Annotated in this window: 24 protein-coding genes and 1 tRNA gene; 10 read left to right on the top strand and 15 right to left on the bottom strand. The window is 73.5% G+C overall.

Features of this window, described 5'->3' with window-relative positions; genetic code table 11:
• Positions 1-3 precede the first annotated feature (3 nt).
• The 5 genes from ACRAKJ_RS03225 to ACRAKJ_RS03205 all read right to left on the bottom strand — a co-directional run bounded on the left by ACRAKJ_RS03225 (position 4) and on the right by ACRAKJ_RS03205 (position 7,162).
• Complete coding sequence (locus tag ACRAKJ_RS03225) at positions 4-2,025, bottom strand: protein kinase domain-containing protein (protein WP_438921200.1); 2,022 nt, start codon at positions 2,023-2,025, stop codon at positions 4-6.
• A gap of 195 nt (positions 2,026-2,220) precedes the next feature.
• Positions 2,221-5,232, bottom strand: coding sequence for a UvrD-helicase domain-containing protein (locus tag ACRAKJ_RS03220; RefSeq protein WP_438921162.1), 3,012 nt, complete (start codon positions 5,230-5,232; stop codon positions 2,221-2,223).
• 13 nt (positions 5,233-5,245) lie between these two features.
• Positions 5,246-5,842: a hypothetical protein gene (locus tag ACRAKJ_RS03215; RefSeq protein WP_438921161.1), complete on the bottom strand. Its 597-nt coding sequence runs from the start codon at positions 5,840-5,842 to the stop codon at positions 5,246-5,248.
• Between the two features lie 57 nt (positions 5,843-5,899).
• Positions 5,900-6,610 carry a cyclic nucleotide-binding domain-containing protein gene (locus ACRAKJ_RS03210; RefSeq protein WP_438921160.1) on the bottom strand — a complete coding sequence of 237 codons (711 nt, stop codon included), beginning with the start codon at positions 6,608-6,610 and terminating at the stop codon, positions 5,900-5,902.
• A gap of 213 nt (positions 6,611-6,823) precedes the next feature.
• On the bottom strand, positions 6,824-7,162 hold the full coding sequence (locus tag ACRAKJ_RS03205) for a winged helix-turn-helix transcriptional regulator (protein ID WP_438921159.1): 339 nt from the start codon (positions 7,160-7,162) through the stop codon (positions 6,824-6,826).
• Between the two features lie 97 nt (positions 7,163-7,259).
• Between ACRAKJ_RS03205 and ACRAKJ_RS03200 the strand changes: the two genes are divergently transcribed.
• A complete protein-coding gene (locus tag ACRAKJ_RS03200; RefSeq protein ID WP_438921158.1) occupies positions 7,260-8,111 on the top strand; it encodes an imine reductase family protein in 852 nt (283 codons plus the stop codon).
• A gap of 26 nt (positions 8,112-8,137) precedes the next feature.
• Here ACRAKJ_RS03200 and ACRAKJ_RS03195 read toward each other — a convergent pair whose 3' ends face one another.
• Entirely contained in the window at positions 8,138-8,341 is a 204-nt protein-coding gene (locus tag ACRAKJ_RS03195) for a hypothetical protein (protein WP_438921157.1), read from the bottom strand.
• 86 nt (positions 8,342-8,427) lie between these two features.
• Between ACRAKJ_RS03195 and ACRAKJ_RS03190 the strand changes: the two genes are divergently transcribed.
• Together ACRAKJ_RS03190 and ACRAKJ_RS03185 are read left to right on the top strand one after the other, a co-directional pair.
• On the top strand, positions 8,428-9,048 hold the full coding sequence (locus ACRAKJ_RS03190; RefSeq protein WP_438921156.1) for a TetR family transcriptional regulator C-terminal domain-containing protein: 621 nt from the start codon (positions 8,428-8,430) through the stop codon (positions 9,046-9,048).
• Positions 9,049-9,270: 222 nt separating this feature from the next.
• On the top strand, positions 9,271-10,191 hold the full coding sequence (locus tag ACRAKJ_RS03185) for an excalibur calcium-binding domain-containing protein (protein ID WP_438921155.1): 921 nt from the start codon (positions 9,271-9,273) through the stop codon (positions 10,189-10,191).
• A gap of 162 nt (positions 10,192-10,353) precedes the next feature.
• Here the strand turns inward: ACRAKJ_RS03185 and ACRAKJ_RS03180 are convergent.
• From ACRAKJ_RS03180 to ACRAKJ_RS03160, 5 genes are all read right to left on the bottom strand, one after another.
• A tRNA-Ala gene (locus ACRAKJ_RS03180) sits at positions 10,354-10,426 on the bottom strand.
• A 62-nt stretch (positions 10,427-10,488) separates the two neighbouring features.
• Positions 10,489-11,199 (bottom strand): divisome protein SepX/GlpR, encoded by a 711-nt coding sequence (sepX, locus tag ACRAKJ_RS03175; RefSeq protein ID WP_438921154.1) that lies wholly within the window; start codon positions 11,197-11,199, stop codon positions 10,489-10,491.
• A 158-nt stretch (positions 11,200-11,357) separates the two neighbouring features.
• Positions 11,358-12,014, bottom strand: coding sequence for a GNAT family N-acetyltransferase (locus ACRAKJ_RS03170; protein ID WP_438921153.1), 657 nt, complete (start codon positions 12,012-12,014; stop codon positions 11,358-11,360).
• Positions 12,015-13,238, bottom strand: a complete 1,224-nt coding sequence (gene glp, locus ACRAKJ_RS03165) for a molybdotransferase-like divisome protein Glp (RefSeq protein WP_438921152.1) — start codon at positions 13,236-13,238, stop codon at positions 12,015-12,017.
• Positions 13,239-13,250: 12 nt separating this feature from the next.
• Positions 13,251-14,132 carry a sugar phosphate nucleotidyltransferase gene (locus tag ACRAKJ_RS03160; protein WP_438921151.1) on the bottom strand — a complete coding sequence of 294 codons (882 nt, stop codon included), beginning with the start codon at positions 14,130-14,132 and terminating at the stop codon, positions 13,251-13,253.
• A gap of 38 nt (positions 14,133-14,170) precedes the next feature.
• Here ACRAKJ_RS03160 and ACRAKJ_RS03155 point away from each other — a divergent pair, with 38 nt between their 5' ends.
• From ACRAKJ_RS03155 to mscL, 4 genes are all read left to right on the top strand, one after another.
• Positions 14,171-14,761: a 5-formyltetrahydrofolate cyclo-ligase gene (locus ACRAKJ_RS03155; protein ID WP_438921150.1), complete on the top strand. Its 591-nt coding sequence runs from the start codon at positions 14,171-14,173 to the stop codon at positions 14,759-14,761.
• A gap of 100 nt (positions 14,762-14,861) precedes the next feature.
• Complete coding sequence (locus ACRAKJ_RS03150) at positions 14,862-15,185, top strand: FmdB family zinc ribbon protein (protein ID WP_438921199.1); 324 nt, start codon at positions 14,862-14,864, stop codon at positions 15,183-15,185.
• 85 nt (positions 15,186-15,270) lie between these two features.
• Positions 15,271-15,777, top strand: coding sequence for an SAF domain-containing protein (locus ACRAKJ_RS03145; RefSeq protein ID WP_438921149.1), 507 nt, complete (start codon positions 15,271-15,273; stop codon positions 15,775-15,777).
• A 301-nt stretch (positions 15,778-16,078) separates the two neighbouring features.
• On the top strand, positions 16,079-16,507 hold the full coding sequence (gene mscL, locus ACRAKJ_RS03140) for a large conductance mechanosensitive channel protein MscL (protein ID WP_438921148.1): 429 nt from the start codon (positions 16,079-16,081) through the stop codon (positions 16,505-16,507).
• 76 nt (positions 16,508-16,583) lie between these two features.
• On the opposite strand, the gene ACRAKJ_RS03135 is transcribed toward mscL, so the two are convergent.
• A complete protein-coding gene (locus ACRAKJ_RS03135) occupies positions 16,584-16,763 on the bottom strand; it encodes a hypothetical protein (RefSeq protein WP_438921147.1) in 180 nt (59 codons plus the stop codon).
• Positions 16,760-17,260, bottom strand: a complete 501-nt coding sequence (locus tag ACRAKJ_RS03130) for a molybdenum cofactor synthesis domain-containing protein (protein WP_438921146.1) — start codon at positions 17,258-17,260, stop codon at positions 16,760-16,762. The genes ACRAKJ_RS03135 and ACRAKJ_RS03130 overlap by 4 nt, the downstream gene beginning before the upstream one ends.
• Before the next feature lie 95 nt (positions 17,261-17,355).
• Here ACRAKJ_RS03130 and ACRAKJ_RS03125 point away from each other — a divergent pair, with 95 nt between their 5' ends.
• The 3 genes from ACRAKJ_RS03125 to ACRAKJ_RS03115 all read left to right on the top strand — a co-directional run bounded on the left by ACRAKJ_RS03125 (position 17,356) and on the right by ACRAKJ_RS03115 (position 20,069).
• Complete coding sequence (locus ACRAKJ_RS03125; protein ID WP_438921145.1) at positions 17,356-18,375, top strand: NAD-dependent epimerase/dehydratase family protein; 1,020 nt, start codon at positions 17,356-17,358, stop codon at positions 18,373-18,375.
• Positions 18,376-18,501: 126 nt separating this feature from the next.
• Positions 18,502-18,909: a YciI family protein gene (locus ACRAKJ_RS03120; RefSeq protein ID WP_438921144.1), complete on the top strand. Its 408-nt coding sequence runs from the start codon at positions 18,502-18,504 to the stop codon at positions 18,907-18,909.
• A gap of 8 nt (positions 18,910-18,917) precedes the next feature.
• A complete protein-coding gene (locus ACRAKJ_RS03115; RefSeq protein ID WP_438921198.1) occupies positions 18,918-20,069 on the top strand; it encodes a DUF6596 domain-containing protein in 1,152 nt (383 codons plus the stop codon).
• 111 nt (positions 20,070-20,180) lie between these two features.
• Here the strand turns inward: ACRAKJ_RS03115 and ACRAKJ_RS03110 are convergent, their stop codons facing one another.
• Both ACRAKJ_RS03110 and ACRAKJ_RS03105 read right to left on the bottom strand, forming a co-directional pair.
• Positions 20,181-21,194, bottom strand: coding sequence for an ATP-binding protein (locus ACRAKJ_RS03110; RefSeq protein WP_438921197.1), 1,014 nt, complete (start codon positions 21,192-21,194; stop codon positions 20,181-20,183).
• Positions 21,194-21,877, bottom strand: a complete 684-nt coding sequence (locus ACRAKJ_RS03105) for a response regulator (protein ID WP_438921143.1) — start codon at positions 21,875-21,877, stop codon at positions 21,194-21,196. Before ACRAKJ_RS03105 ends, ACRAKJ_RS03110 begins: the two co-directional genes overlap by 1 nt.
• Between the last annotated feature and the right edge of the window lie 2 nt (positions 21,878-21,879).

Raw genomic sequence — 21,879 nt, 5'->3', positions numbered from 1 at the left:
GTGTCAGCGGACGGGGCGGGTCGGCGGCTCCGGGCGGTCGATCATCCGCGTGACCGGACCCTCCTTGCTCAGGCCCGCCTGCGACATCCACGTGTTCAGCTCGGCCCGGACCGCGGCCAGCGACGGGCGCTTGGCCGGGTCGGTGTCCAGCGCGCTGGTGAGCAGGCGGGTGTGGGCGCTGCGCTGCGGCAGCTTCACGCACGGCTCGCCCTGCGCGGCGGCCATCAGCGACGAGATCGGGTTCTCCCGGGACCCGCGCGGCGGGTGGCCGGTGAGCGCGTAGCTGACCGTCGCGGCCAGCTGCCAGGCGTCCGACGCCGGGCTGGCCGCCTCGCCGCGCGCGGTCTCCGGGGCGAGGAAGTCCGGGGTGCCGACCATCATGCCGGTCGCGGTGAGCGTGCTGTCGCCCTTGGAGCGGGCGATGCCGAAGTCGATGAGGTGCGCCGTGCCGGAGGTGTCGACGATGACGTTCGACGGCTTCACGTCGCGGTGCAGCACGCCCTGCTCGTGCGCCGCGACCAGCGCGTCCGCCATGTTCACCCACAGCCGCGCGGCGAGCGCGTCGGCCAGCAGGCCGCTCTTGAGCACCACGTCCGACAGCGGTTGGCCGTCGATGTACTCCATGATGATCGCCAGGCCGTCCGGGTCCTGGACGATGTCGAACACGCGCACGCAGTTCGGGTGCCGCACGGCCGCCAGGGCGCGCGCCTCGCGCACCATGCGCTGCTCGGTCTCGTTGTCGGGGGCGTGCGCGAGCTTCACCGCGACGGTCCGCGCGAGCTGCTCGTCCACGGCCAGCCACACCGTGCCGAACCCGCCGCGGCCGAGCTGGCGGATGCGCCGGAACCGGCCGCCCGCCGGGTTCCACACCTTGCCCGAGTCCTGCGCCGGGGCCGGGTTCGACGCGGACGCCGCGCCGGGGCCGAACGGCAGCGGGCCCGGCGTGTCGGCCAGCCGCGCGGGCTGCTCCACGCGGGTCGGCTTCGGCGGCTCCGGGGGCACCTCGGCGACCCGCGTGGGCGGGTACTGCCGCTGCGGCGGGGTCGGCCGGTACGGCGGCGGCTTCTGCGGCGCGCCGTGCGGCTGGTAGGGCGGGATCTGCGCCGGCTGGTAGGGCGGCGGCTTCTCCACCTGGTAGGGCGGCGGCTTCGGCGGCTGGTGGCCCGACGGCTGGTGGTTCTGGTGCCCGGACGGCTGGTGGCCCGAGGACTGGTGCCCGGACGGCTGGTGGCTCTGGTGGCTCTGGTGGTTCGCCGACTGCTGGTTCGCAGCCTGGCGGCCCGACGGCTGACCGGCGGGCAGGTGGGGCGTCTGCGGCGTCCGGGACACCGCGGGCTGCGGGTTCGGGGTCCCGCGATCGCGACCGGGGCGGTTGAGCATGGCGGTAGTCAACCCGAAAACCCGCACCACCAGGGAGCCGATGAGCGCGACCGGGAAGAACCCGAGCAGCAGGTGCCCCACCAGCGTCACCGGCAGCGCCGACGTGGCCAGCAACAACACCGCGAACGGGGGCCAGAACACCCGGCGCGGCCAGTTCGGGCCCAGGCGGAACGCCGAACCGGCCTGGAGCATCACGAACAGCAGGCACAGCAGCGCCAGCAGCGCCGTCGCGCACGCGGCGACCAGGTAGACCACGCCGTACCCGCCGCCGCCCCGGAACGCCTCGACGATCGACGGCGCGCCCACCAGGTACTCGTACTGCGTGAACGCCACGCACGGCGCCTCGTCCAACGAGGCCGCGCCCGGCAGCCCGCGGGAGCGCAGCAGCGTGGACACCGCCGAGAACGCCACCCACGGCAGCGCCAACGTGCTGGTCACGCCCAGCACCGCGAAGACCGCGCCGGTGACCGCCCCGTAGGAGTTGCCGACGACCCGGCGCACGGCGATCGACAGCAGCGCGGCGATCGTGGGCAGCACGCCGACCAGCGCGCCGAACGCGGTGGTCGTCCACGCCCAGTCGCCCGGGCAGAGGGGCAGGTCCGCCCAGCCGTGCAGCCACGCCAACAGCGAACTGGCCAGCTCCACGACGCGCACCGCCCCTTCTCGTCGCCTCTCAGGGTACGGGTGCGGCCCCCGCCGCCGGCGGTGTCCGGCTGCTTCTCCCGGTACGGCGGCGTGGCGGGCGGCTCCCCCGAACGGCGGGCTCGCGGGTCGCGCCCCCGGCGCTCCTCGTCCGTGGTCGAACCGCCACGCCGCGTGAGCGGGGTCGGCGCACGCCCCTCACATGAGGCTCAGCTGCGTGCCCTTCTTCCTGCGCTTCGGCTGCGGCGCGCCGATCTGCTCGAAGTTCGTGAGGTCCGCCAGGAAGGGCGACCGGGGCCGCGCCGTGGTGTGGCTGAGGAACAGGTGCCGCTGCGCCCGGGTCATGCCGACGAACAGCAGGCGGCGCTCCTCCTCGACCGCCTCGGGGTCGTCGTCGCCCGGCCGGCGCATCGGCAGCAGCCCGTCCTCGCAGCCGACGATGAACACCACCGGGAACTCCAGCCCCTTCGACGCGTGGAGCGTGAGCAGCGAGACGCGGTCGGCGCGCGGGTCCCAGGTGTCGACCTCCACGCCCAGCGCGAGCGAGGTGTGGAACCGCTCGAAGTCGTCCCCGCACTCGGCGGCCAGCGGCTTGAGGAGCTCGTACGCCGTGTGGTCCTCGCCCGCCACCGCGCGCACGCGCTCCAGCACCGTCGCGCCCGTCGCCGCGCGCAGTTCCGCCGCGATCCGCGCCACGCCGGGCCGGTCGGCCAGCCGGTCGTGCGAGCGCTTCTGGAATGGCAGGCCCGCCGTGGTCAGCGCGTCCACGAGCGCTTTGGACTGGCGATCGGTGCGGTAGAGCACGGCGAAGTCGGAGAACCCGAGGTTGGCGGTGCCGTCCGACGACACCCGGCCGCTGTCGAACGCGTGGAACGACGCGCCGCCCAGCACCTGTTCGACGGTCCGCGCCACGAACGCCGCCTCGGCCGACTCGGACGCCGCGTGGTGCACGCCGACGGGCGCGGCCCCGTGGTCGACCATCGGGCGCAGCTCGCGGCCCGGCACCAGCGACGACGGCGCGATGACGTCGAGCGCCCCGGTCACCACGGCGGCGGACGAGCGGTAGTTGCGGGTCAGGTGCACGGTCCGCGCGGTCGGGAAGTCCTCCCGGAAGCGCAGGAAGAACCCGACGTCGGCGCCCCGGAAGCGGTAGATGGCCTGGTCGGGGTCGCCGATCGCGGTCAGGTTGCCGTCGGCGGGCACGAGCAGCCGCAGCAGGCGGTACTGCTGCTCGTCCACGTCCTGGTACTCGTCGACCGACACCCAGCGCCACCGGGCGCGGTAGGCGTCGACGAGGTCGGGCGAGCCCTCCAGCAGCGCGAGCGGCAGGGTGATCAGGTCGTCGAAGTCGACCAGGTCCCGCGCCCGCAGCGCCTCCTTGTACCGGTCGTCACCGGCCGCGACAAGGGCCCGGGCGGCCTTCTCGTCGTCGACGACGGTGCGGGCGACGGTGAGCTGCTGCTCGGGGTCCGCCACCCCGAACGCGGCCGACAACCCCACCGACGAGTGGTGTTCGCGCAGGATGAGCACGCCGAGCGAGTGGAACGTGGCGATCGTCAGCGCGGCCACGTGGTCGGGCGCGAGCACGGCCAGCCGGTCGGCCATCTCCTCCGCCGCGCGCCGGGTGAACGTGATCGCGAGGCACTCCGTCGCGGGCACGCCGCGCGCGGTCACGAGGTCCGCCACGCGGTGCGTCAGCGTCCGCGTCTTGCCGGTGCCCGGACCGGCGACGACGAGCAGCGGCCCGGACTCGACCGCCGCCGCCGCGCGCTGCTCCGGGTCCAGCCCGTCGAGCAGCGACGAGCCCGGCCCCGGGCCGTCGGGAGCCGCGGCGGGCGCGGGTTCGGGCGCGGAGGGGGCGGGGTCGGGCGCGGCGGGGGCGGCCGGTGCCGGCCGGGGAGCCGGGCGCTCCACAGTGGACGGCTCGGGCGCGGCGTCGAACAGCGCGAACGCCGCGTCGCGCCGCGCCAGCTCCCCCGCCTCGAACACCCGGATCACGCCGTACTCGCCGTCGTACCCGGAGTCGCGCACCACCTGGCCGCGCCGCAGCCGGGTCACCGCCTCGCCCAGCAGCGGCGAGTGGGCGGCGATGTCGTCCACCGGCACGTCGCGCAGGATCACCAGCTCCGGCCCGAGGGCGGCGGTCAACCGGTCGACCTCCGCGAGCACCTTCTTGCTCTTCGGCCCGGTGCCGACGATCTCGCTCACGATCTCCGGCAGCGGCACGAGGTTGGTGAACCCGGCGGCGCCCTCGGGGCGCGAACCCGACGGCCGGTCGGCCAGCGCCTCCACGCGGCTGAGCACGCCCACCGTCATCGGCTTGCCGCACTCGGGGCAGATCCCGTTGTGCGCCAACGTCTCCCGCGGCTCCATGCGCACACCGCACTTGCGGTGGCCGTCGACGTGGTACTTGCCCTCCTCGGGGAAGAACTCCAGCGACCCGGCGAACCCGTCGCCGGTCTCCAGCGCCCGCCGCACGGCGTGGTAGTCGAGATCGGTGTCGAACAGCGTGGCCTCGCGCCCGAGGGCGGGCGGCGAGTGCGCGTCCGAGTTGCTGACCAGCCGGAACCGGTCCAGGCCGGACACCCGCCAGTTCATCTCCGGGTCGGAGGACAGCCCGGTCTCCACGGCGAAGACGTGCGGCGCGAGGTCGGCGTAGCAGTCGTCGACGGCGTCGAACCCGGACTTGGAGCCGAGGACGGCGAACCACGGCGTCCACACGTGCGCGGGCACCAGGTAGCCGCCGCACTCCAGCGTGATCTCCAGCAGGTCGCGCGAGTCCAGCCCGAGGATCGGCCGCCCGTCCGACCCGAGGTTGCCGATCTTCGCCAACCGCGCGTTGAACCGCGCCGCCGACTCCAGGTCCGGCATGTAGATCAGGTGGTGCACCTTGCGCGTGTGCCCGTCGCGCTTGTAGATCGTGGAGATCTCCACCGACAGCATGAACCTGACGGGCGCGCCGGCCAGCGACGGCGCCAACGTGCGGTCGATGTCGCGGTCCAGGTCGTCGCGCAGCCGGAACAGCCCGGGTCCCGCCTCGACCAGGCTCTCGGTGAGGTGGTCGTACCAGGCCGGGTGCGTGAAGTCGCCCGTGCCGACCAGCGAGATCCCCTTGCGGCGAGCCCACCACGTCAGGTGTTCGAGGTCGCAGTCGCGGCTGCACGCCCGGGAGTACTTGGAGTGGATGTGGAGATCCGCCACAAAGCGCACCGCGCGATTCTAGTCACACCAACGGGTGGAGCTTCGCCCGAGCGGCCACCGGCAGGAAGAGCCAGCCGATCCCGTGGAACTCCTTGACGTCCACGTCCACCGCCTCGAACAGCACCCGGTCGAGCCCGCGTTCGCCGCTCGTCACGACGTCCCGGTAGAACCGGTCGGAGATGATCAGGCAGAGGTCGTGCCGGGTGTCGGACCCGACGAGGTCGCGCAGCGGCCGCGCGTCGACCAGCCGCGCGGTGGCGACCACCGCCGACCCGCCCAGGTGGGGTGCGTCGACCACGGTCTCGCCGTGGTCGAGGGCGCACCGCACCCGGAGCCGGTGCTCGTCGTCCGTGCGGCGGTTGGCGTCGTGCAGCGCGATGACCAGTTCCCGCAGGACGAAGTCGGCGAGCAACCACGCCTTCGGCACGTCGGGGCCGATCAGGACGGTCATGCTGTCCCCGTCCGGGCGGATGTGCACCGCCGCGCCGGGGAAGAGCACGTGCAGCACCACGACCGCCTTGTCCACGACGACCTTGAGCTGCTGGTCCAGGAAGGTCTGACGGCCGGGGCCCTCGGCGCTGGACCGGACGATGTCGATGCGCAGAACGATGTAGGGCAAGGGGAGTGAGAGCACGGCGTCTCCGGCGTCCTGTCTGAGGTGGACCGCTGTTGGGCCTCAGCCTCGGGGACAGTCGCCGATCGTGCTACATCCGATGATGTCGAAGCCGTAATTTTGCCTTGACGAACTGTCGGCGGCGGCAGCGGCGCGCAGGCACGGGACGCACGGCACGACGATCCGGCCGTGCAGCGAGTAGGCCAGGTTGGCCGCCTTGAGGCCGCCCAGGACGCGCTGCGCGGTCGGGAACGACACGTGCGCGACCTTGGCCAGCAGGGCCTGGGTGAGGCGGACCTCCGCGCTCCTCGCCCCGCCGCTCTGCTGCTCGGCCTGCGAGAGCAGCGCGAGCAGGACCCGGTCGGCCTTCTTGTCCACTTGCCCCTCGGCGCGCACGAGCAGCCCGGCCATGCGCTCGACGATCCGGAGCCACAGGGCGGGGTGCCGGTTGAGGAAGTCGATGAACACGTCCCGGGTGACCCGGATCGCGGCCACCACCTCCTGGGCGATGACCGAGGCGGAGCGGCGTCCCCCGGGGCGGACGCACGCGATCTCCCCGAGGAGGTCGCCCTCGCGGCAGAAGTTCAGCACCTGCTCGGTGCCGCCCGCGTCGTTCTTCGTCACCTGGACGCCGCCGCGGTCGATCAACAAGACGTAGTCGCCACGTTCACCCTCGCGCATGAGGTAGTCACCCGGCCGGTATTTGACCTTCGTGCCGGACCGGTACAACTCACTTCGCTGGTGATCGTTCAGTTGCCCCAAGAAGCTGCTCATTCCCCGCCGACTCCCCGACTCCCATTCACCTGGACGGACATATGCCCTCACCTTCGAATGTGAAAGCTTTTCCATTCCACCCGATCAAGGAACTCCTTCGAGTGAAACTCGGTGGAGTGACACTGTGCCCGGAGGATCATGGAATCGCCAGTCGAACGGACAGATGGGCCCACGGAGTCGCCGAGCGGCGGTGCGGACGGAGGCGGGCGCCCGTCAGCGGGAGGCGGTCTCCAGGACGTTCTCCCGTCCCCACTCGCCGAGCGGGGCGAGCGCCGCGTTCAGCGAAAGGCCCCGCGGCGTCAGGGAGTACTCGACGCGGGGCGGCACCTCGTCGAACACCTCGCGGCGCACCACGCCGTCCTCCTCCAGCTCGCGCAGCTGCGCGGCGAGGACCTTCTCGCTCACCCCGCCCAGCTCGCGGCGCAGTTCGCCGAAGCGGCACGGGCGCTGGTCCAGCGCCCAGAGGATCACCACCTTCCACTTGCCGCCGATCACGTCCATGGCCGCGTCGGTGCCGCAGTGGTGCGCGCCCGGCCTGCGTGAGACAGCCATCCCCCACCCCTCCCACCTGTTCCCTCGCCCCAGGGTAACCACGCACCCTGAAGTACGTACTTGATCATGGGGTGAGCGTCGCCCCAGGCTGGTGCGCATGAACATCTCCCTCCTCGGCCTCGGCGCCATGGGCACGGCCCTGGCCCGCACCTGGCTCGCCGCGGGCCACCGCACGACCGCCTGGAACCGCACCCCCGGCCGCGCCGACGGGCTCACCGGCGTCGTCACCGCCCCGACCGCCGCCGACGCGGTGGCCGCGAGCCGGCTCGTCGTCGTCTGCCTGCTCGACGACGACTCGGTCGACGACGCGCTCGCCGACGTGGACCTCACCGGCAAGGACCTGGTCAACCTCACCACCGGCACCCCTGCGCGGGCCCGCGCGCGGGCCGAGTGGGCGCGGGGGCGCGGTGCGCGCTTCCTCGACGGCGGCGTCATGGCGGTCCCGCCGATGATCGGCGTGCCGGGCTCGGGCGCCTACGTCTTCTACAGCGGTTCGCGCGCGCTGTTCGACGAGCACCGCGAGACCCTGGCCGTGCCCGCCGGGACGCTGTACGTCGGCGAGGACCCCGGCTTCGCCGCCCTGCACGACGTGGCGCTGCTCAGCGCCATGGAAACCATGTTCGCGGGCATCACGCACGCGTTCGCCCTGATCAGGAAGGAGGCCATCGCGCCGACCGCCCTCGCGCCGCTGCTCGCGGACTGGCTCACCGCCATGACGGGCGCCGTCCACGGCACCGCGGCCCGCCTGGAGAGCGGCGACCACACCACGGGCGTCGGTTCGAACCTCGCCATGCAGGTGGCGGGCAACACCACGCTGCTGCGCACCGCCGAGGAACAGGGTGTGAGCACCGAGCTGCTGCTCCCGTTCGCGGCCCTGATGGAACGCCGCCTGGCCGACGGCCACGGCGCCGAGGACACCAGCGGCCTGGTCGACCTGCTGCTGACCTGACCCGCGGCCGACCCGACCCGCGGCCGTCAGGACTCCCGGCGGCTGCCCCGGCCGGCGAGGAGCAGGCCCGCGACGGCGAGCACGGCGTAGCAGGACAGCCGCACCGCGAACCCGCCCGGCAGCCAGTCCAGGAGGCCCGCGTTCCCGTGGTCCACCAGCAGGCGGACCGCACCCTGCGCGCCCACCACCAGCAGGACCATGCCGATCACCAGGACCGCCGTGTTCCTCATGCGCACTCCTTCGTTTCATGGTGCGATCGAACCATAACAGGTGTTGGTACGATCGCACCACGAAACGTCCCTGGGGAACGGACACCATGCCGAAGCACGTGGACCACGACCTGCGCCGCCGCCAGATCGCGGAGGCGGTGTGGCGGCTGGCCACGCGGGGCGGGCTGGAGCAGGTCACGCTGCGGCAGGTCGCCACCGAGGCCGGGCTGTCCGCGCGGCTGCTCCAGTACTACTTCGGCACCCGGGACCAACTCCTGCTGGGCGCGCTGGAGATCCTCAACGCCGACGCCGAGCGGCAGGTGCGCGAGCGGTTGGCCGCACTGGGCGACGACCCCGGACCGCGCGCCGTCGTGCGCGAGGTGCTGCTGGAGTTCCTGCCGCTGGACGAGGAGAGGCGCACCCGACACCTGGTGCACGGGGCCTATTTCATCCCGTTCCTCGTCGAGCCGACCCTGAACGCGGCGGCCCGCGAGTCGCCGTTCGCGCTGGAGGAACTGGTGGCCGACCTGATCGCGCGGGCGCGCGAGCTGGGCCAGGTGCCGGCGGACGTCAACGCGCCCGCCGAGGCCGCGTTCCTGCTGGCGGGCAGCGCGGGTCTCCAGGCGAGCGTCCTGCTGGGACAGCGCACGGCGGACGAGGCCGTCGCCCTGGTCGACCGCCAACTCGACCGCGTGTTCGCCGGGACACCCGCCGCCGGGAAATCCTGAGCGCCGACGTTGTCAATTTCTCACGAATCTTTTCGGTCGCCACAAGATCCGATTGCGCTACGAGATCTCGACACTCAGTTACTACGCCCCCTTGAATTACCTCTACCCTTAGCCCAATCAGGTTAACTGCAACCGCTCTCGACTCCTGTGTGTAACAACTGAGGCCGAATGCCGAAAGTCCCATCGAACATCAGGTTCGGGGACGGACGGAAGGCAAGTCATTTGAAGACGATCACACGGGTCGCGGCGGCGCTGACCGGCATGGGAGTGGCGCTGGGCCTGGCCGTCGCCGTGGCGACGCCCGCGAGCGCGGCGGTGGCCGACGGCTACTACAAGCAGCCCTTCGACTCGACGGTGTGGCGCGTCGACAGCGGCCACGCCCGCGCCATCAGCTACGGCGAGTGGTCCAACGCCGGTTTCCCCGTGCCCTCGGCCTCGCCGACGGACTACGTGAAATACCCGTGGTCTCCCACCATCTACGCGGTCACGTTCTGGGGTGACCAGGACCCGACGTGGGACTGGGACCGGCTCACCGAAGCCCAGTGGCGGGCGGCCGGCACCCCCGCCCCCCGCAACGCGGGCTGGATCGCGGGCAGCTACTACTACCAGTGGGGCACGTCCGGCGAGATCTTCGTCGAGGGACCGGACGGCGTGAACCACAAGCTCACCCCGTCCGAGTGGGCCGCCTCCGGCTACCGCGCATTCGACCGCCGCTCCAACGAGGGCTTCATGAAGCTCTCCTGGGCGTCGACCATCACGCGGATGCCCAACCTGGCGACCGGCTACGGCTACCCGATCGACTACGCGGAGTGGAGCGCCGAGGCGTTCCCGACGCCGCAGGTCGTGCAGCGGGTCGTCGGTGACCACTTCTACAAGTGGCACAACAGCTCGACGATCTACTACCAGGGCCCCGCGTTCCACCGGGCCATCAGCTACGGCGAGTGGAGCGGCGCGGGCTTCCCGACGCCGGAGGTCCGGGGAGCGCCCACAGCCCCGGCAAACCCCGGCAACAGCGTGAACTGCTCGGACTTCGCCACCCAGCGCGCCGCGCAGACGTGGTTCGACACCTACTACCCGTACTACGGGGACGTCGCGCTGCTCGACGACGACAACGACGGACGGGCGTGCGAAGCCCTGCCGTAGCAGGACGGTGTCGCCCGACGGCCCTCACCCGACACCGGGTGGGGGCCGTTCTACGTGGACGGTTCGCGGTCCCGAACACGGCGACACCCGCGGCGACGACACCGGGGCCACCGACGACGAAGGGCGGCAACCGGTTCACCGGTTGCCGCCCTCGCGACACTGTGGAGCTGAGGGGAATCGAACCCCTGACCTACTCGATGCGAACGAGTCGCGCTACCAACTGCGCTACAGCCCCGTGTTCTGTTGTCGTGCGGGGGAAGCATATCAGTAGTCGGGGGGCGCTTCCGCCACCCCCCTCTACTCGCCGACCGCCCGTCGGTACGGCAGGGCGTCCGGGCCGTCGAGCTCGACGAACACCGGGTCCTCGTCGTCGGCGTCCACCACGACGGTGCCGGGGCGGACGTGGTGCTGGAAGCGGGGCTGCGGGGACAGTCCGTGCTGGTCGGTGACCTCGGCGTCGTCGTGCGGGTGGTGCGCGGCGCCGCGCTCGCCGACCTCGTCGGGGTGCCGCGCGGGACGGCGGCGGGACGGGGCGAGGCGGGCCTGGCGGCGCGCCCGGACGTCCTCCTCGATGCGCACCTGGATGCGCAGGTACACGAGGTACGAGACGAGCGTCACGTCGACGGCGGCGTGCCCCCACCACACGGGCGGGTAGAGGACGCCGGCGAGGACGCCGGTCACCACCGCGGTCAGGAACAGGGCGCCGACGACGCGGCGGCGGAACGCGTACTTGGCCTGCGCCACGACCGCCGCGGTCTCCGGGTCGAAGCCGCCCCGGCCGGGGCGGTACGGGCGGTGCGGGGCGAAGTCGACGTCCGGCTCGTCGTACTCGTCGTCGTCCTCGAAGTCGTCGAACTCGCCCTCGGGCTCCACGTCGGCGTCGGGCACGGTGTCGTACTCCTCCTCCGCGCTGCCGCGCGACGCGTCGGCGCGCTTGCGCGCGACCATCGGGACGAGGACGACCAACCAGGCCACGACCAGTCCCACGACGATCAGCGAGCTCGGCATCCCCGTCACCTCCCCCTACCCCGCGGCGCGCTCGGTGCGAACGCCACGCTAGTCACAACAGTCACACCAGTGTCGGAGGCTCGCCGACCGGCATACGTACCAAAGTGTGGTCTATCACCCACTTTCGGGGGATACGAATAAGCCGTTCAGCGTCCTGATCAGGCGGTTCGGGCGTACCCCTGTGCAACCAATCGGCGGACGAGCCCTTCCGGTGATGTTTCCTCCGCCGTCATCGCGAAGCAGAGGTGGTCGCGCCAGTCGCCGGCCACGTCGAGGTACCGCCGGAACAGGCCCTCCTGGCGGAACCCGGCCTTGGCGAGCACGCGCATCGACGCGGCGTTCTCCGGCCGCACGGTCGCCTCCAACCGGTGCAGGCCGCCCTCGCCGAAGGAGTGGTCCACGACGAGCGCCAGCGCCGCCGTGGCCACGCCGCCGCGCGCCCGGTCCGCGGCCACCCAGTAGCCGACCCACGCCGAGCGCAGCGAGCCGCGCACGATGTTGCCGACGGTGATCTGGCCGGCCAGCTCGCCGTCCACCGTGATCGTGAACGGCAGGGCGTGGCCGCGGCGGGCCATCGACTTCAGCGACGACCACTGCGCGGGCCACGCGAGCACGGCGTTGCGCTCCTGCCAGCCGTCGACCGCGGTGGGCTCCCAGTCCTCCAGGTACGCCTGGTCGCGCAGCCGGGTCCTGGACCACGCGGCGGCGTCGAACAGCCTGGGCGGGCGCAGCGCCACGAGCCCCGCGTCCACCCGCAGCGGCCCGAGCAGCGCGGGCCAGCCGGGATGGCGACCGCCTTCCCACGCCAGGCTCATCTATCCCCTCTGCGCCAGGAAGCTGACCACGACCTCTTCGCCGACCGCCACGTCCGTCACGTCCTCGTCCACCATGACCAGGCAGTTCGCCTCGGCCAGGGACGCCAGCAGGTGCGACCCGGACGTGCCGAGCGGCTGCACCAGGTACTCGCCGCTGTCCGCGTCGCGCAGCAGCTGGCCGCGCAGGAACCCGCGCCGCCCCTTCGTGGAGGTCAACGGCGACAGCAGGCGCGCGGTGACGGCCCGGCGGTACGGGTTGCGCTTGCCGAGCGCGGCGCGGATCAGCGGGCGCACCAGCACCTCGAACACGACGAGCGCGCTCATCGGGTTCGCCGGCAGCAGGAACGTGGGCACGGCGTCCGGCCCGAGCCGGCCGAAGCCCTGCACCGAACCGGGGTGCATCGCCACCCGCGTCACGTCGACGTCGCCGAGGTCGGCCAGGGCCGCGCGGACCTCGTCGCCGATGACGCCCCCGACGCCACCCGCGACGACCACGATCTCGGACAGCAGCAGCCTGCCCTCGACGACCTCGCGCAGCCGGCGCGGGTCGGCGGACTGGATGCCGACCCGGCTCACCTCGGCGCCCGCGTCCCGGGCCGCCGCGGCGAGCGCGTAGCTGTTCACGTCGTAGACCTGCCCCTGGCCGGGCGTGCGGTCGACGTCGACGAGCTCCTCGCCGACGGAGACCACCGACACCCGCGGCCGGGGGTGGACCAGCACCTTGTTGCGGCCGACGGCGGCCAGCAGGCCGACCTGGGCCGCGCCGATGACCGCGCCGCGCCGGACCGCGACGTCACCGGTCTGCACGTCCTCGCCGGTGCGGCGGACGAACGCCGCCGACGGCACGGACCGCTGCACCGTCACCTTCGCCGCGTGCCCGTCGGTGTAGCCGAGCGGCACGACGGCGTCGGCCAGCGTGGGCAGGGGCGCGCCGGTCGCCACCCGGACCGCCTGACCGGGCTGCAACCGTCTGGGCTGGCGCGACCCGGCGGGGATCTCACCGACCACCGGCAGCTGCACCGGTTCCTCGTTGGCGGCCTGCACGTCGACGCTGCGCACCGCGTAGCCGTCGACGGCCGCCTGGTCGAACCCGGGCAACGCGCGCTCCGCGACGACCTCCTCAGCGCAGAGCAGGCCCTGCGACTCGGAGATCGCCACCCGCACCGGGGCGGGCCGCACGGCGGCGGCCACGACCCGGGCGAGCTGCTCTTCCACTGACCTCATGTGTGTCCTCGTTCAGGAGTTGCCGAGGCGTTCCCGCAACCACTCCCGCAGGTCGGGGCCGTAGTCGGGGTGCTCAAGCGCGAAGTCAACCGCAGCCTTGAGGAATCCCCCGGGATTGCCCAGGTCGTGTCGCCCACCCCGGTGGACGACCACGTGCACGGGGTGACCCTCGTTGATCAGCAGCGCGATGGCGTCGGTGAGCTGGAGCTCGCCGCCCGCGCCCGGCGTGATCCGCTTGAGCGCGTCGAAGATCGCCCGGTCGAGGAGGTAGCGGCCGGCCGCGGCGAACGTGGACGGCGCGTCCTCGGCCTTGGGCTTCTCCACCATGCCGACGACCCGCTTCACGTCGTCGTCGCCGATCTCCTCGACGGCGAAGACGCCGTAGGCGGAGATCTGCTCGCGCGGGATGTCGAAGGCGCACAGCACGGTGCCGCCGTGCTCCTCGCGGACCGCGGCCATCTTCGCCAGCACGCCGGTGGGCAGCACGAGGTCGTCCGGGAGGAGGACGGCCACGGCTTCGTCGTCGCCGGTCAGGTTGCCCTCGGCGCAGCCGACGGCGTGGCCCAGGCCCAGGGCCTTGTCCTGGACCGCGGTCTCCACGGTGAGCAGGTTCGGCGCGCGGCGGACCTTGTCGAGCAGGTCCGACTTGCCCCGGGCCTCGAGCGTCTGTTCCAGTTCGGGCTGCGGTCGGAAGTACTCGGCCACCGCGTCCTTGCCCGGCGAGGTCACGATCACGAGCCTGGTCGCGCCGGCCTCGGCGGCCTCGGCGGCGACGTACTCGATGCCGGGGGTGTCGACGACCGGCAGCAGCTCCTTGGGCACCGCCTTGGTGGTCGGGAGGAAGCGCGTGCCCAACCCCGCCGCGGGCACGATTGCTGTCTGGAAGGCGCTCATGAAATGCGAGGGTAACGGCGTGCTCGGGGTGATCCGCGATGACGTCCGGTGAACGTGACCGGAAGGCGACTCTCCGCACACGGCTGCGGTCCCTGCGGCGCGCCGCGGTGATGCCGTCGATGGCGTCCGAGGTGCTGACGACCGTCGCGGCGTTCGCCGTCCGGCCAGGTCAGGCGGTGTGCGCCTACGCGGCGTCGGCACGCGAGCCGGGGTCGGTGGCGATGCTGGACGCGCTGGTCGGCGCGGGGCTGCGGGTGCTGCTGCCGGTGGTCGTCGGGGACGGGCTGGCGTGGGCCCGGTACGACGGCCGGCTGCGGCCGGGGGCGTTCGGCCTGCCGGAGCCGGTGGGCGCGCCGGTGGACGCGTCCGGGGCGGCGTTGGTGCTGGTGCCGGCGCTGGCGGTGGACCACGCGGGCGTGCGGCTGGGCAAGGGCGGCGGGTACTACGACCGGGTGCTGGGGTCGTGGGCGGCGCCGAAGGTGGCGGTGGTGCGGGACGAGGAGTTCGTGCCGGTCCTGCCGGCCGAGCCGCACGACGTCCGGGTGGACGCGGTGCTGACGCCGTCGGGCCTGGTCCGCCTGCCGCTGGAGGTGCCGCCGGGGGTGCCGCCGGCGGGCCCGCCGCTGTGACGTTGACCTGTGGTGTTTGCGCCACGTGGAATGGATGCCGCATCATCGTGGTTGGCACTCGTGACGTCCGAGTGCCAAAGGACTCGTTGGAGGGTTGACCGTGCCGACCTACCAGTACGCCTGCACCGAGTGCGACCACCGGTTCGAGGCGGTGCAGGCCTTCACCGACAACGCGCTGACCGACTGCCCCGAGTGCGCGGGCAGGCTGCGCAAGCTCTACGGCGCGGTGGGCGTGGTGTTCAAGGGCAGCGGCTTCTACCGCAACGACAGCCGGTCCTCCTCCGCGTCCCCGTCCGCGCCGGCGGCCAAGGGCGAGTCGAAGGGCGAGTCGAAGAGCGAGTCGACCTCGTCGACGCCGGCCTCGACCCCGTCCTCTTCCTCCTCCTCTTCCTCGTCGTCGACGCCCGCCGCGGCCGCGTCCTGAGGTAGTTGTCCACAGGTCCCGGAGTTGTCCACAGCTCCGGGACTCGTGCTGTCCCCACCTCCCGCCCGCCCCTACCGTCGATCCCATGGTGCTCATCAGAAGGATCTTGGCGGGTGTGCTGGCGCTGGTGGCGGTCGTCCTGGCCGTGCTGCCGGCGGGCCCCTCGGTCGAGGTGGTCGTGGCGGCGCGCGACCTGCCCCCCGACGTGCCGCTGACGGAGGACGACGTCCGGGTGGCGTCGCTGCCGCCGCCGCTGGTGCCGTCGGGCGCGGTGGCGCGGGCGGACGCGGTGGGGCGTGCGCTGGTCAGCGCGGCGAGGTCGGGCGAGCCGTTGACGGACGCCCGGCTGGCGTCGGCGACCCCCGGTGCGTCCTCGGTGGCGGTGCGGCTGGCCGACGCCGGCGTGGCCGGGCTGCTGAGACCGGGGAGCCGGGTCGACGTGGTGGGCGCGGAGGCGCGCGTGCTGGCGTCGGACGCGTCCGTGGTGGCGGTGCGGGACGGTGAGGTGGTGGTGATCTCGGTGGACCGCGCGACGGCCCGGCGGGTGGCCGCCGAGTCCCTGGCCAACCCGGTCGCCCTCACCCTCCGCTGACCACCGGCCGCGTTCCACACCCCCGCCCGGCGCGCTCCCGCACGCCTGGCACCCGGCAGGTTCCCGCACGCCTGGCACGTCCGGCGGGCGAGCCCGGCGGGCCACGCGCGCCGGGGCCGCGCCGGAACCGTGCCGCCACCGCCAACGCCACCGGTTTCGGCCGTCCGGTGCGTTCGGGTCCGGCGTCCGCGGGTAGGGGACGGGTGATCGCGGAGAGCACCACGTCCGGCTCGCGGGCACCCGGTGCGGCCCGAGCCGTTACCCTCCGCTCGCCCAGCACCCCCGGACGGAGGAGTCAGCAGTGATCAAGGGCTTCAAGGACTTCCTGATGCGCGGCAACGTCATCGACCTGGCCGTGGCCGTGGTCATCGGCGCCGCGTTCAACGACATCGTGAAGGCGTTCACGTCCTACCTGATCAACCCGATCATCGCGTCGTTCGGCGGCGCCAACGTCAACGGGCTCGCGGTGCAGCTCGGCGACAACGAGAAGACCGTCATGGACTTCGGCGCGATCATCACGTCGATCATCAACTTCATGATCGTGGCGGCGGTCGTCTACTTCATCTTCGTGCTGCCGATGAACAAGATCAAGGATCGTCGCAAGCGGGGCGAGGAGGCCGGTCCGCACGAGCCGACCGACGTCGAGCTGCTCAAGGAGATCCGCGACCTGATGGCGGCCCAGCAGAAGACCCAGACGCCCTTGCAGCGCCGCTACGACGACGACGCCTGAGCCCGCCGGAGGGGCGGGGCGGCCGGACCGGCCGGTCAGTTCAGGCCGGTCGGGTCCGGGCGATCGGGTTCGGGCGTCAGCCGCCGTGGTGCGGGGGGCGGTTCTCCCGGTACCAGTCCTCGTCCCGGGGAGTGGGGCGCGGGTCGTCCGAGGTGCCGTCCGGGAGGACGTCGCCGAAGACCTCGGCCAGGCGGCGACGCCGGGCCGCCTCGCGTGCGCGGGCGGTCGCGGCGTCGTCGTCCTGCGGGGTCGTCACGACTCTTCTAGGCCCGAGATCTGGTCGATCACGTAGGGCACGAGGGCCGAGAGGGTCGCCATGCCGTCGCGGACCGCCGAGCGGGAACCCGCGAGGTTGACCACGAGGGTGCTGCCGGAGATGCCCACCAGGCCGCGGGAGATGCCGGCGTCCACGGCGCCCGCCGCCAGGCCCGAGGCGCGCAGCGCCTCCGCGATGCCGCTGATCGGCCGGTCGAGGACGCCCTGCGTGGCGTCCGGTGTGACGTCGCGCGGCGACACGCCCGTGCCGCCGACGGTGACGACCAGGTCGACACCGCCGATCACCGCGGTGTTGAGGGCGGCGCGGATGTCCACGATCTCGCCCTCCACCGCGACGGTGCCGTCGACGATGAACCCCGCTTCTTCCAGCAGCTCGGTGACCAGCGGACCCGTGCTGTCGTCGTGCTCCCCGTGCGCCACCCTGTCGTCCACGATCACGACGAGGGCGCGTCCCAGGCGCTGCGCGCTGCGTTCCATGCGGGCAACCGTAGCCAATCACCGGATCTGACGGTTCCGTGACATGACGCTGTGGGCCCGCGTGTTCCGGTCGTCGCGCCCCTAACGTCGGTGACGTGCGCGTTCTCCTCACCGGCGGAGCCGGGTTCATCGGGTCACACATCGCCGACCGGGCGCGGCTGTCCGGGCACGAGGTGGTCGTCCTCGACGCCTACCTGCCCCAGGCGCACCCGACGCCGACCGGGCCGGCGCACGACGTGACCGACCTCGACGCGGTCCGCCGGCTGCTGGCCGGTGTGGACGTCGTGTGCCACCAGGCGGCGGTCGTCGGGCACGGGCTCGACCCGGCCGACGCCCCGCTGTACGCCCGCAACAACGACCTGGGCACGGCCGTGCTGCTGGCCGCGATGCACCGGGCCGGGGTGGGGCGGCTGGTGCTGGCGTCGTCCGTGGTGGTCTACGGCGAGGGCCGCTACGAGTGCGCCGAGCACGGCGTGGTGCGGGCCGCGCCGCGCCGGCAGGCCGACGTGGACGGGGGCCGCTACGAGCCGCCGTGCCCCCGGTGCGGTGAACCGCTGGAGCCGCGCCTGGTGCCCGAGGACGCGCCGCTCGACCCGCGCAGCACGTACGCCGCGAGCAAGCTCGCCCAGGAGCACTACGCGGCGGCGTGGGCGCGGCAGACCGGCGGGCACGTGTGGGCGTTGCGCTACCACAACGCCTACGGGCCGCGGATGCCCCGGGACACGCCGTACGCGGGCGTGGCGAGCCTGTTCCGGTCGGCGCTGGAGCGCGGCGAGGCCCCGACCGTGCTGGAGGACGGGCGGCAGCGGCGGGACTTCGTGCACGTCTCGGACGTGGCGCGGGCCAACCTGGCGGCGGTGGAGCGGGAGGGCGAGGCGGGGGCCCTCACGCCGGTGAACATCTGCTCGGGCGAGCCGCGCACGGTCGGCGAGCTGGCCGGGCACCTGGCGCGGGCGTGCGGCGGGCCCGCGCCGCGGGTCGTCGGCGGGGCGCGGGCGGCGGACGTGCGGCACGTGGTGGCCGACCCGGGCCGGGCCCGTGACCTGCTCGGCTTCCGTGCCCGCACGTCGTTCGCCGAGGGCGTCGAGCGGTTCGCCACCGACCCGCTGCGCTGAGCGGTTCGGGGGAGCGTCAAAAAATTTCGCGGGAATCCTCGCCGGCGATGTCGAGAACCCGTACCCGGCCGCGTCCCCCGGATGAACGCGACCACACTGGGTCGGCCCGCACCGAGGAGAACCACGATGGCCAAGTACCTGCTGCTCAAGCACTACCGCGGCGCGCCGGCGGCGGTCAACGACGTCCCCATGGACCAGTGGGCGCCGGAGGAGATCACGGCGCACGTCGCGTACATGCGGGACTTCGCGGACCGGCTGGAGAAGACCGGCGAGTTCGTCGACGGCCAGGCGCTCGCCCCCGAGGGGACGTTCGTCCGGTACGACGGCGAGGGGCGACCGCCGGTCACCGACGGCCCGTTCGCCGAGACCAAGGACCTCATCGCGGGCTGGATGGTGATCGACGTCGACAGCTACGAGCGCGCCGTCGAGCTGGCCGGTGAGCTGTCGGCCGCGCCGGGGGCGGGCGGGAAGCCGATCCACGAGTGGCTCGAACTGCGCCCGTTCCTGTCGGCGCCGCCCACGATCACGGAGTGACCACCGGCATGGACGAGGCCCTGATCCGGAGCCTCACGCCCGGCGTGCTCGGGGTCCTCGTCCGCCGCGGGGTGGATTTCGCGGCGGCCGAGGACGCCGTGCAGGACGCGCTGGTCGAGGCGGTCCGCACCTGGTCCGACGACCCGCCGCGCGACCCGAAGGGCTGGCTGGTCACGGTGGCCTGGCGCCGGTTCCTCGACGCGACCAGGGCGGACGCCGCCCGCCGCCGGCGGGAGGACGCGCTCGACGAGGAGCCGCCGCCCGGACCCGCGCCCGCGGTGGACGACACGCTCCAGCTCTACTTCCTGTGCGCCCACCCGTCGCTGACGCCGTCGTCGGCGGTCGCGCTCACGCTGCGCGCCGTCGGCGGGCTGACCACCCGCCAGATCGCCCGGGCCTACCTGGTGCCCGAGGCGACGATGGCGCAGCGGATCAGCCGCGCCAAGCGCACCGTCGCCGACGTGCGGTTCGACCGGCCCGGCGACGTCGCCACCGTGCTGCGCGTCCTCTACCTGGTGTTCAACGAGGGCTACTCCGGCGACGTCGACCTCGCCGCCGAGGCCGTCCGGCTCACCCGGCAGCTCGCGGCGTCGATCGACCACCCGGAGGTGGCGGGGCTGCTCGCCCTCATGCTGCTGCACCACGCCCGGCGCGCGAGCCGGACCGCGCCGGACGGCAGCCTGGTGCCGCTCGCCGAGCAGGACCGCGGGCTGTGGGACACGGGGGCGATCGCCGAGGGGGTCGGCATCCTCCAGGCGGCCCTCGCCCGCGACCGGCTGGGCGAGTTCCAGGCCCAGGCCGCCATCGCCGCGCTGCACGCCGACGCGCCCACCGCCGGGGAGACCGACTGGGTGCAGGTGGTGGAGTGGTACGACGAGCTGGCGCGCCTGACCGACAGCCCGGTCGTCCGGCTCAACCGCGCGGTGGCCGTGGGCGAGGCGGACGGGCCGCGCGCGGGGCTGGCGGCGCTCGCGGAGCTGGACGACTCGCTGCCGCGCCACACGGCGGTGGCGGCGTACCTGCACGAGCGCGACGGCGACCCGGTGACGGCGGCGCGCCTGTACGCCGAGGCGGCCCGCCGGGCGACCACGCTCGCCGAGCACGTCCACCTGACCCGCCAGGCCGCCCGCCTCAACGCCCGTCCCGGCGTCGGGGAGTGATACCCGACAGCCGCCACCGACAGCCGCCAGTGGCACCCGCCGATGACGGACGGCGGTGACGGACGGCGGTGACGGCCGCCTGACGCGTGCGGGAGTGGGCGACCCCGCGCGTCAGGCGGGGCCGTCGGCCGCGACCAGGGGGAGGCGGACCTCGAAGCGGCAGCCGGGGCCGTGGTTGCGGGCGGTGATCGTGCCGCGGTGCGCCTCGACCAGGCCGCGCGCGATGGCCAGGCCCAGGCCGCCGCCCACGGGACGGCGGTGCGGGGCGCCGCGGAAGGCCACGTCGAACACGCGCGGCAGGTCGGTGTCCGGGATGCCGCCGCACGCGTCGTCCACGCGCAGCAGCGCCGAGGGGCCGTCCACGTCGACCCGCACGGCCACCGTGCCGTCCGGCGGGGTGTGCCGGATCGCGTTGGACAGCAGGTTGCGCACGACGCGCGCCAGCTCCGGGTCGCTGCCCGGCACCACGGGCCACGTCGCGGCGTCCGCCCGCAGCACCACGCCCTTGCGGGACGCCACCGGCGACTCGGCCGCCACGACCTCGCTCACCACGTCCGCCAGCGGCACGTCGGAGAGGGTCAGCCGGAGCGCGCCGGCGGTGATGCGGGACAGCTCGAACAGGTCGTCGACCATCCCGGACAGCGCCTCGGCCTCCGCCGAGATGCGCCCCGCGTAGTCGGTGACCTCGTCCGGCCGCGCGACGACGCCGTCCGCGAGCGCCTCGGCCATCGCCCGGATGCCCGCCAGCGGCGTGCGCAGGTCGTGGCTGATCCACGCCACCAGCTCGCGCCGCGACGCCTCGGCCGCGCGCTCCCGGGCCCGCGCCTCCCGCTCCCACACGCTGCGCCGCGCCAGCGCCCGCCCCGACAGCACCGCGGCCGGCACCGTCACCAGGGCCACCAGCACGCACACCAGCAGCGTCGTCATCAGGATCGGGGTGAACATGAACCCGCTCACCGCGAGCACCCCGCCGATGGTCGCCACCACCGGCACGATCGCCAGCACGGTCATCGCGCGCGCCAGCGAGCCGTCCGTCGACCGCCGCAGCACGAGCACGCCGATCAGCGCCAGCGGCAGCGAGAACAGCACCGCGTACGGGAGGACGTGCCCGACCTCGACCAGCATCACGCGCCCCCGTCGTACCGGTAGCCGACGCCCCACACGGTCGCGATGCGCACCGGCCGCGCCGGGTCGGCCTCGACCTTCTCCCGCAGCCGCCGCACGTGGACGGTCACGGTGGACTGGTCGCCGAACTCCCAGCCCCACACCCGCGCCAGCAGGTCGGCGCGGGAGAACGCGGTGCCCCGGTGGGTCAGGAAGAACACCAGCAGGTCGAACTCGCGGGTGGTGAGCGCCAGCTCCGCCCCGCCCAGCTCCGCCGATCGCGCGCCCACGTCCACGCGCAGCCCTCGGTCCTCCAGCACCGAGGGCGACCGCACCGCCGCCGCCCTCGACCGCCGCAGCACGGACGTGACGCGCAGCGCCAGCTCGCGCGGGCTGAACGGCTTGGTCACGTAGTCGTCCGCGCCGAGCTGGAGGCCGGCGATGCGGTCCTCCTCCTGGCCGAGCGCGGTCAGCATCACCACGGGCACGGCGCTGCGCCGCCGCAGCAGCCGGCACACCTCCAGGCCGTCCACGCCGGGCAGCATCAGGTCGAGCACCACGAGGTCCGGTTCCCGCTCGGCGAACCGGCGCAGCGCGGTCTCGCCGTCGCCGACCAGCTCGACCTCGTGCCCGGCCAGCTCCAGGTAGCGGCGGACCACGTCCCGCACCACCACGTCGTCGTCCACGACGAGCACCCTGTCCACAG

This window comes from Saccharothrix sp. DSM 118769 (genome assembly GCF_052936295.1).
The sequence above is the reverse complement of the archived record's forward strand: the minus strand, read 5'-3'. Positions and strand labels throughout refer to the sequence as shown.

Excerpts from the sequence above, each read along its gene's own strand:
- ACRAKJ_RS03210 (WP_438921160.1), bottom strand. The coding sequence starts at position 6,610 with ATGAGCAGCTTCTTGGGGCAACTGAACGATCACCAGCGAAGTGAGTTG.
- ACRAKJ_RS03205 (WP_438921159.1), bottom strand. The coding sequence starts at position 7,162 with ATGGCTGTCTCACGCAGGCCGGGCGCGCACCACTGCGGCACCGACGCG.
- ACRAKJ_RS03200 (WP_438921158.1), top strand. The coding sequence starts at position 7,260 with ATGAACATCTCCCTCCTCGGCCTCGGCGCCATGGGCACGGCCCTGGCC.
- ACRAKJ_RS03195 (WP_438921157.1), bottom strand. The coding sequence starts at position 8,341 with ATGAGGAACACGGCGGTCCTGGTGATCGGCATGGTCCTGCTGGTGGTG.
- ACRAKJ_RS03190 (WP_438921156.1), top strand. The coding sequence starts at position 8,428 with ATGCCGAAGCACGTGGACCACGACCTGCGCCGCCGCCAGATCGCGGAG.
- sepX (WP_438921154.1), bottom strand. The coding sequence starts at position 11,199 with ATGCCGAGCTCGCTGATCGTCGTGGGACTGGTCGTGGCCTGGTTGGTC.
- ACRAKJ_RS03170 (WP_438921153.1), bottom strand. The coding sequence starts at position 12,014 with ATGAGCCTGGCGTGGGAAGGCGGTCGCCATCCCGGCTGGCCCGCGCTG.
- glp (WP_438921152.1), bottom strand. The coding sequence starts at position 13,238 with ATGAGGTCAGTGGAAGAGCAGCTCGCCCGGGTCGTGGCCGCCGCCGTG.
- ACRAKJ_RS03160 (WP_438921151.1), bottom strand. The coding sequence starts at position 14,132 with ATGAGCGCCTTCCAGACAGCAATCGTGCCCGCGGCGGGGTTGGGCACG.
- ACRAKJ_RS03155 (WP_438921150.1), top strand. The coding sequence starts at position 14,171 with ATGACGTCCGGTGAACGTGACCGGAAGGCGACTCTCCGCACACGGCTG.
- ACRAKJ_RS03145 (WP_438921149.1), top strand. The coding sequence starts at position 15,271 with ATGGTGCTCATCAGAAGGATCTTGGCGGGTGTGCTGGCGCTGGTGGCG.
- ACRAKJ_RS03130 (WP_438921146.1), bottom strand. The coding sequence starts at position 17,260 with ATGGAACGCAGCGCGCAGCGCCTGGGACGCGCCCTCGTCGTGATCGTG.
- ACRAKJ_RS03120 (WP_438921144.1), top strand. The coding sequence starts at position 18,502 with ATGGCCAAGTACCTGCTGCTCAAGCACTACCGCGGCGCGCCGGCGGCG.
- ACRAKJ_RS03115 (WP_438921198.1), top strand. The coding sequence starts at position 18,918 with ATGGACGAGGCCCTGATCCGGAGCCTCACGCCCGGCGTGCTCGGGGTC.
- ACRAKJ_RS03110 (WP_438921197.1), bottom strand. The coding sequence starts at position 21,194 with ATGCTGGTCGAGGTCGGGCACGTCCTCCCGTACGCGGTGCTGTTCTCG.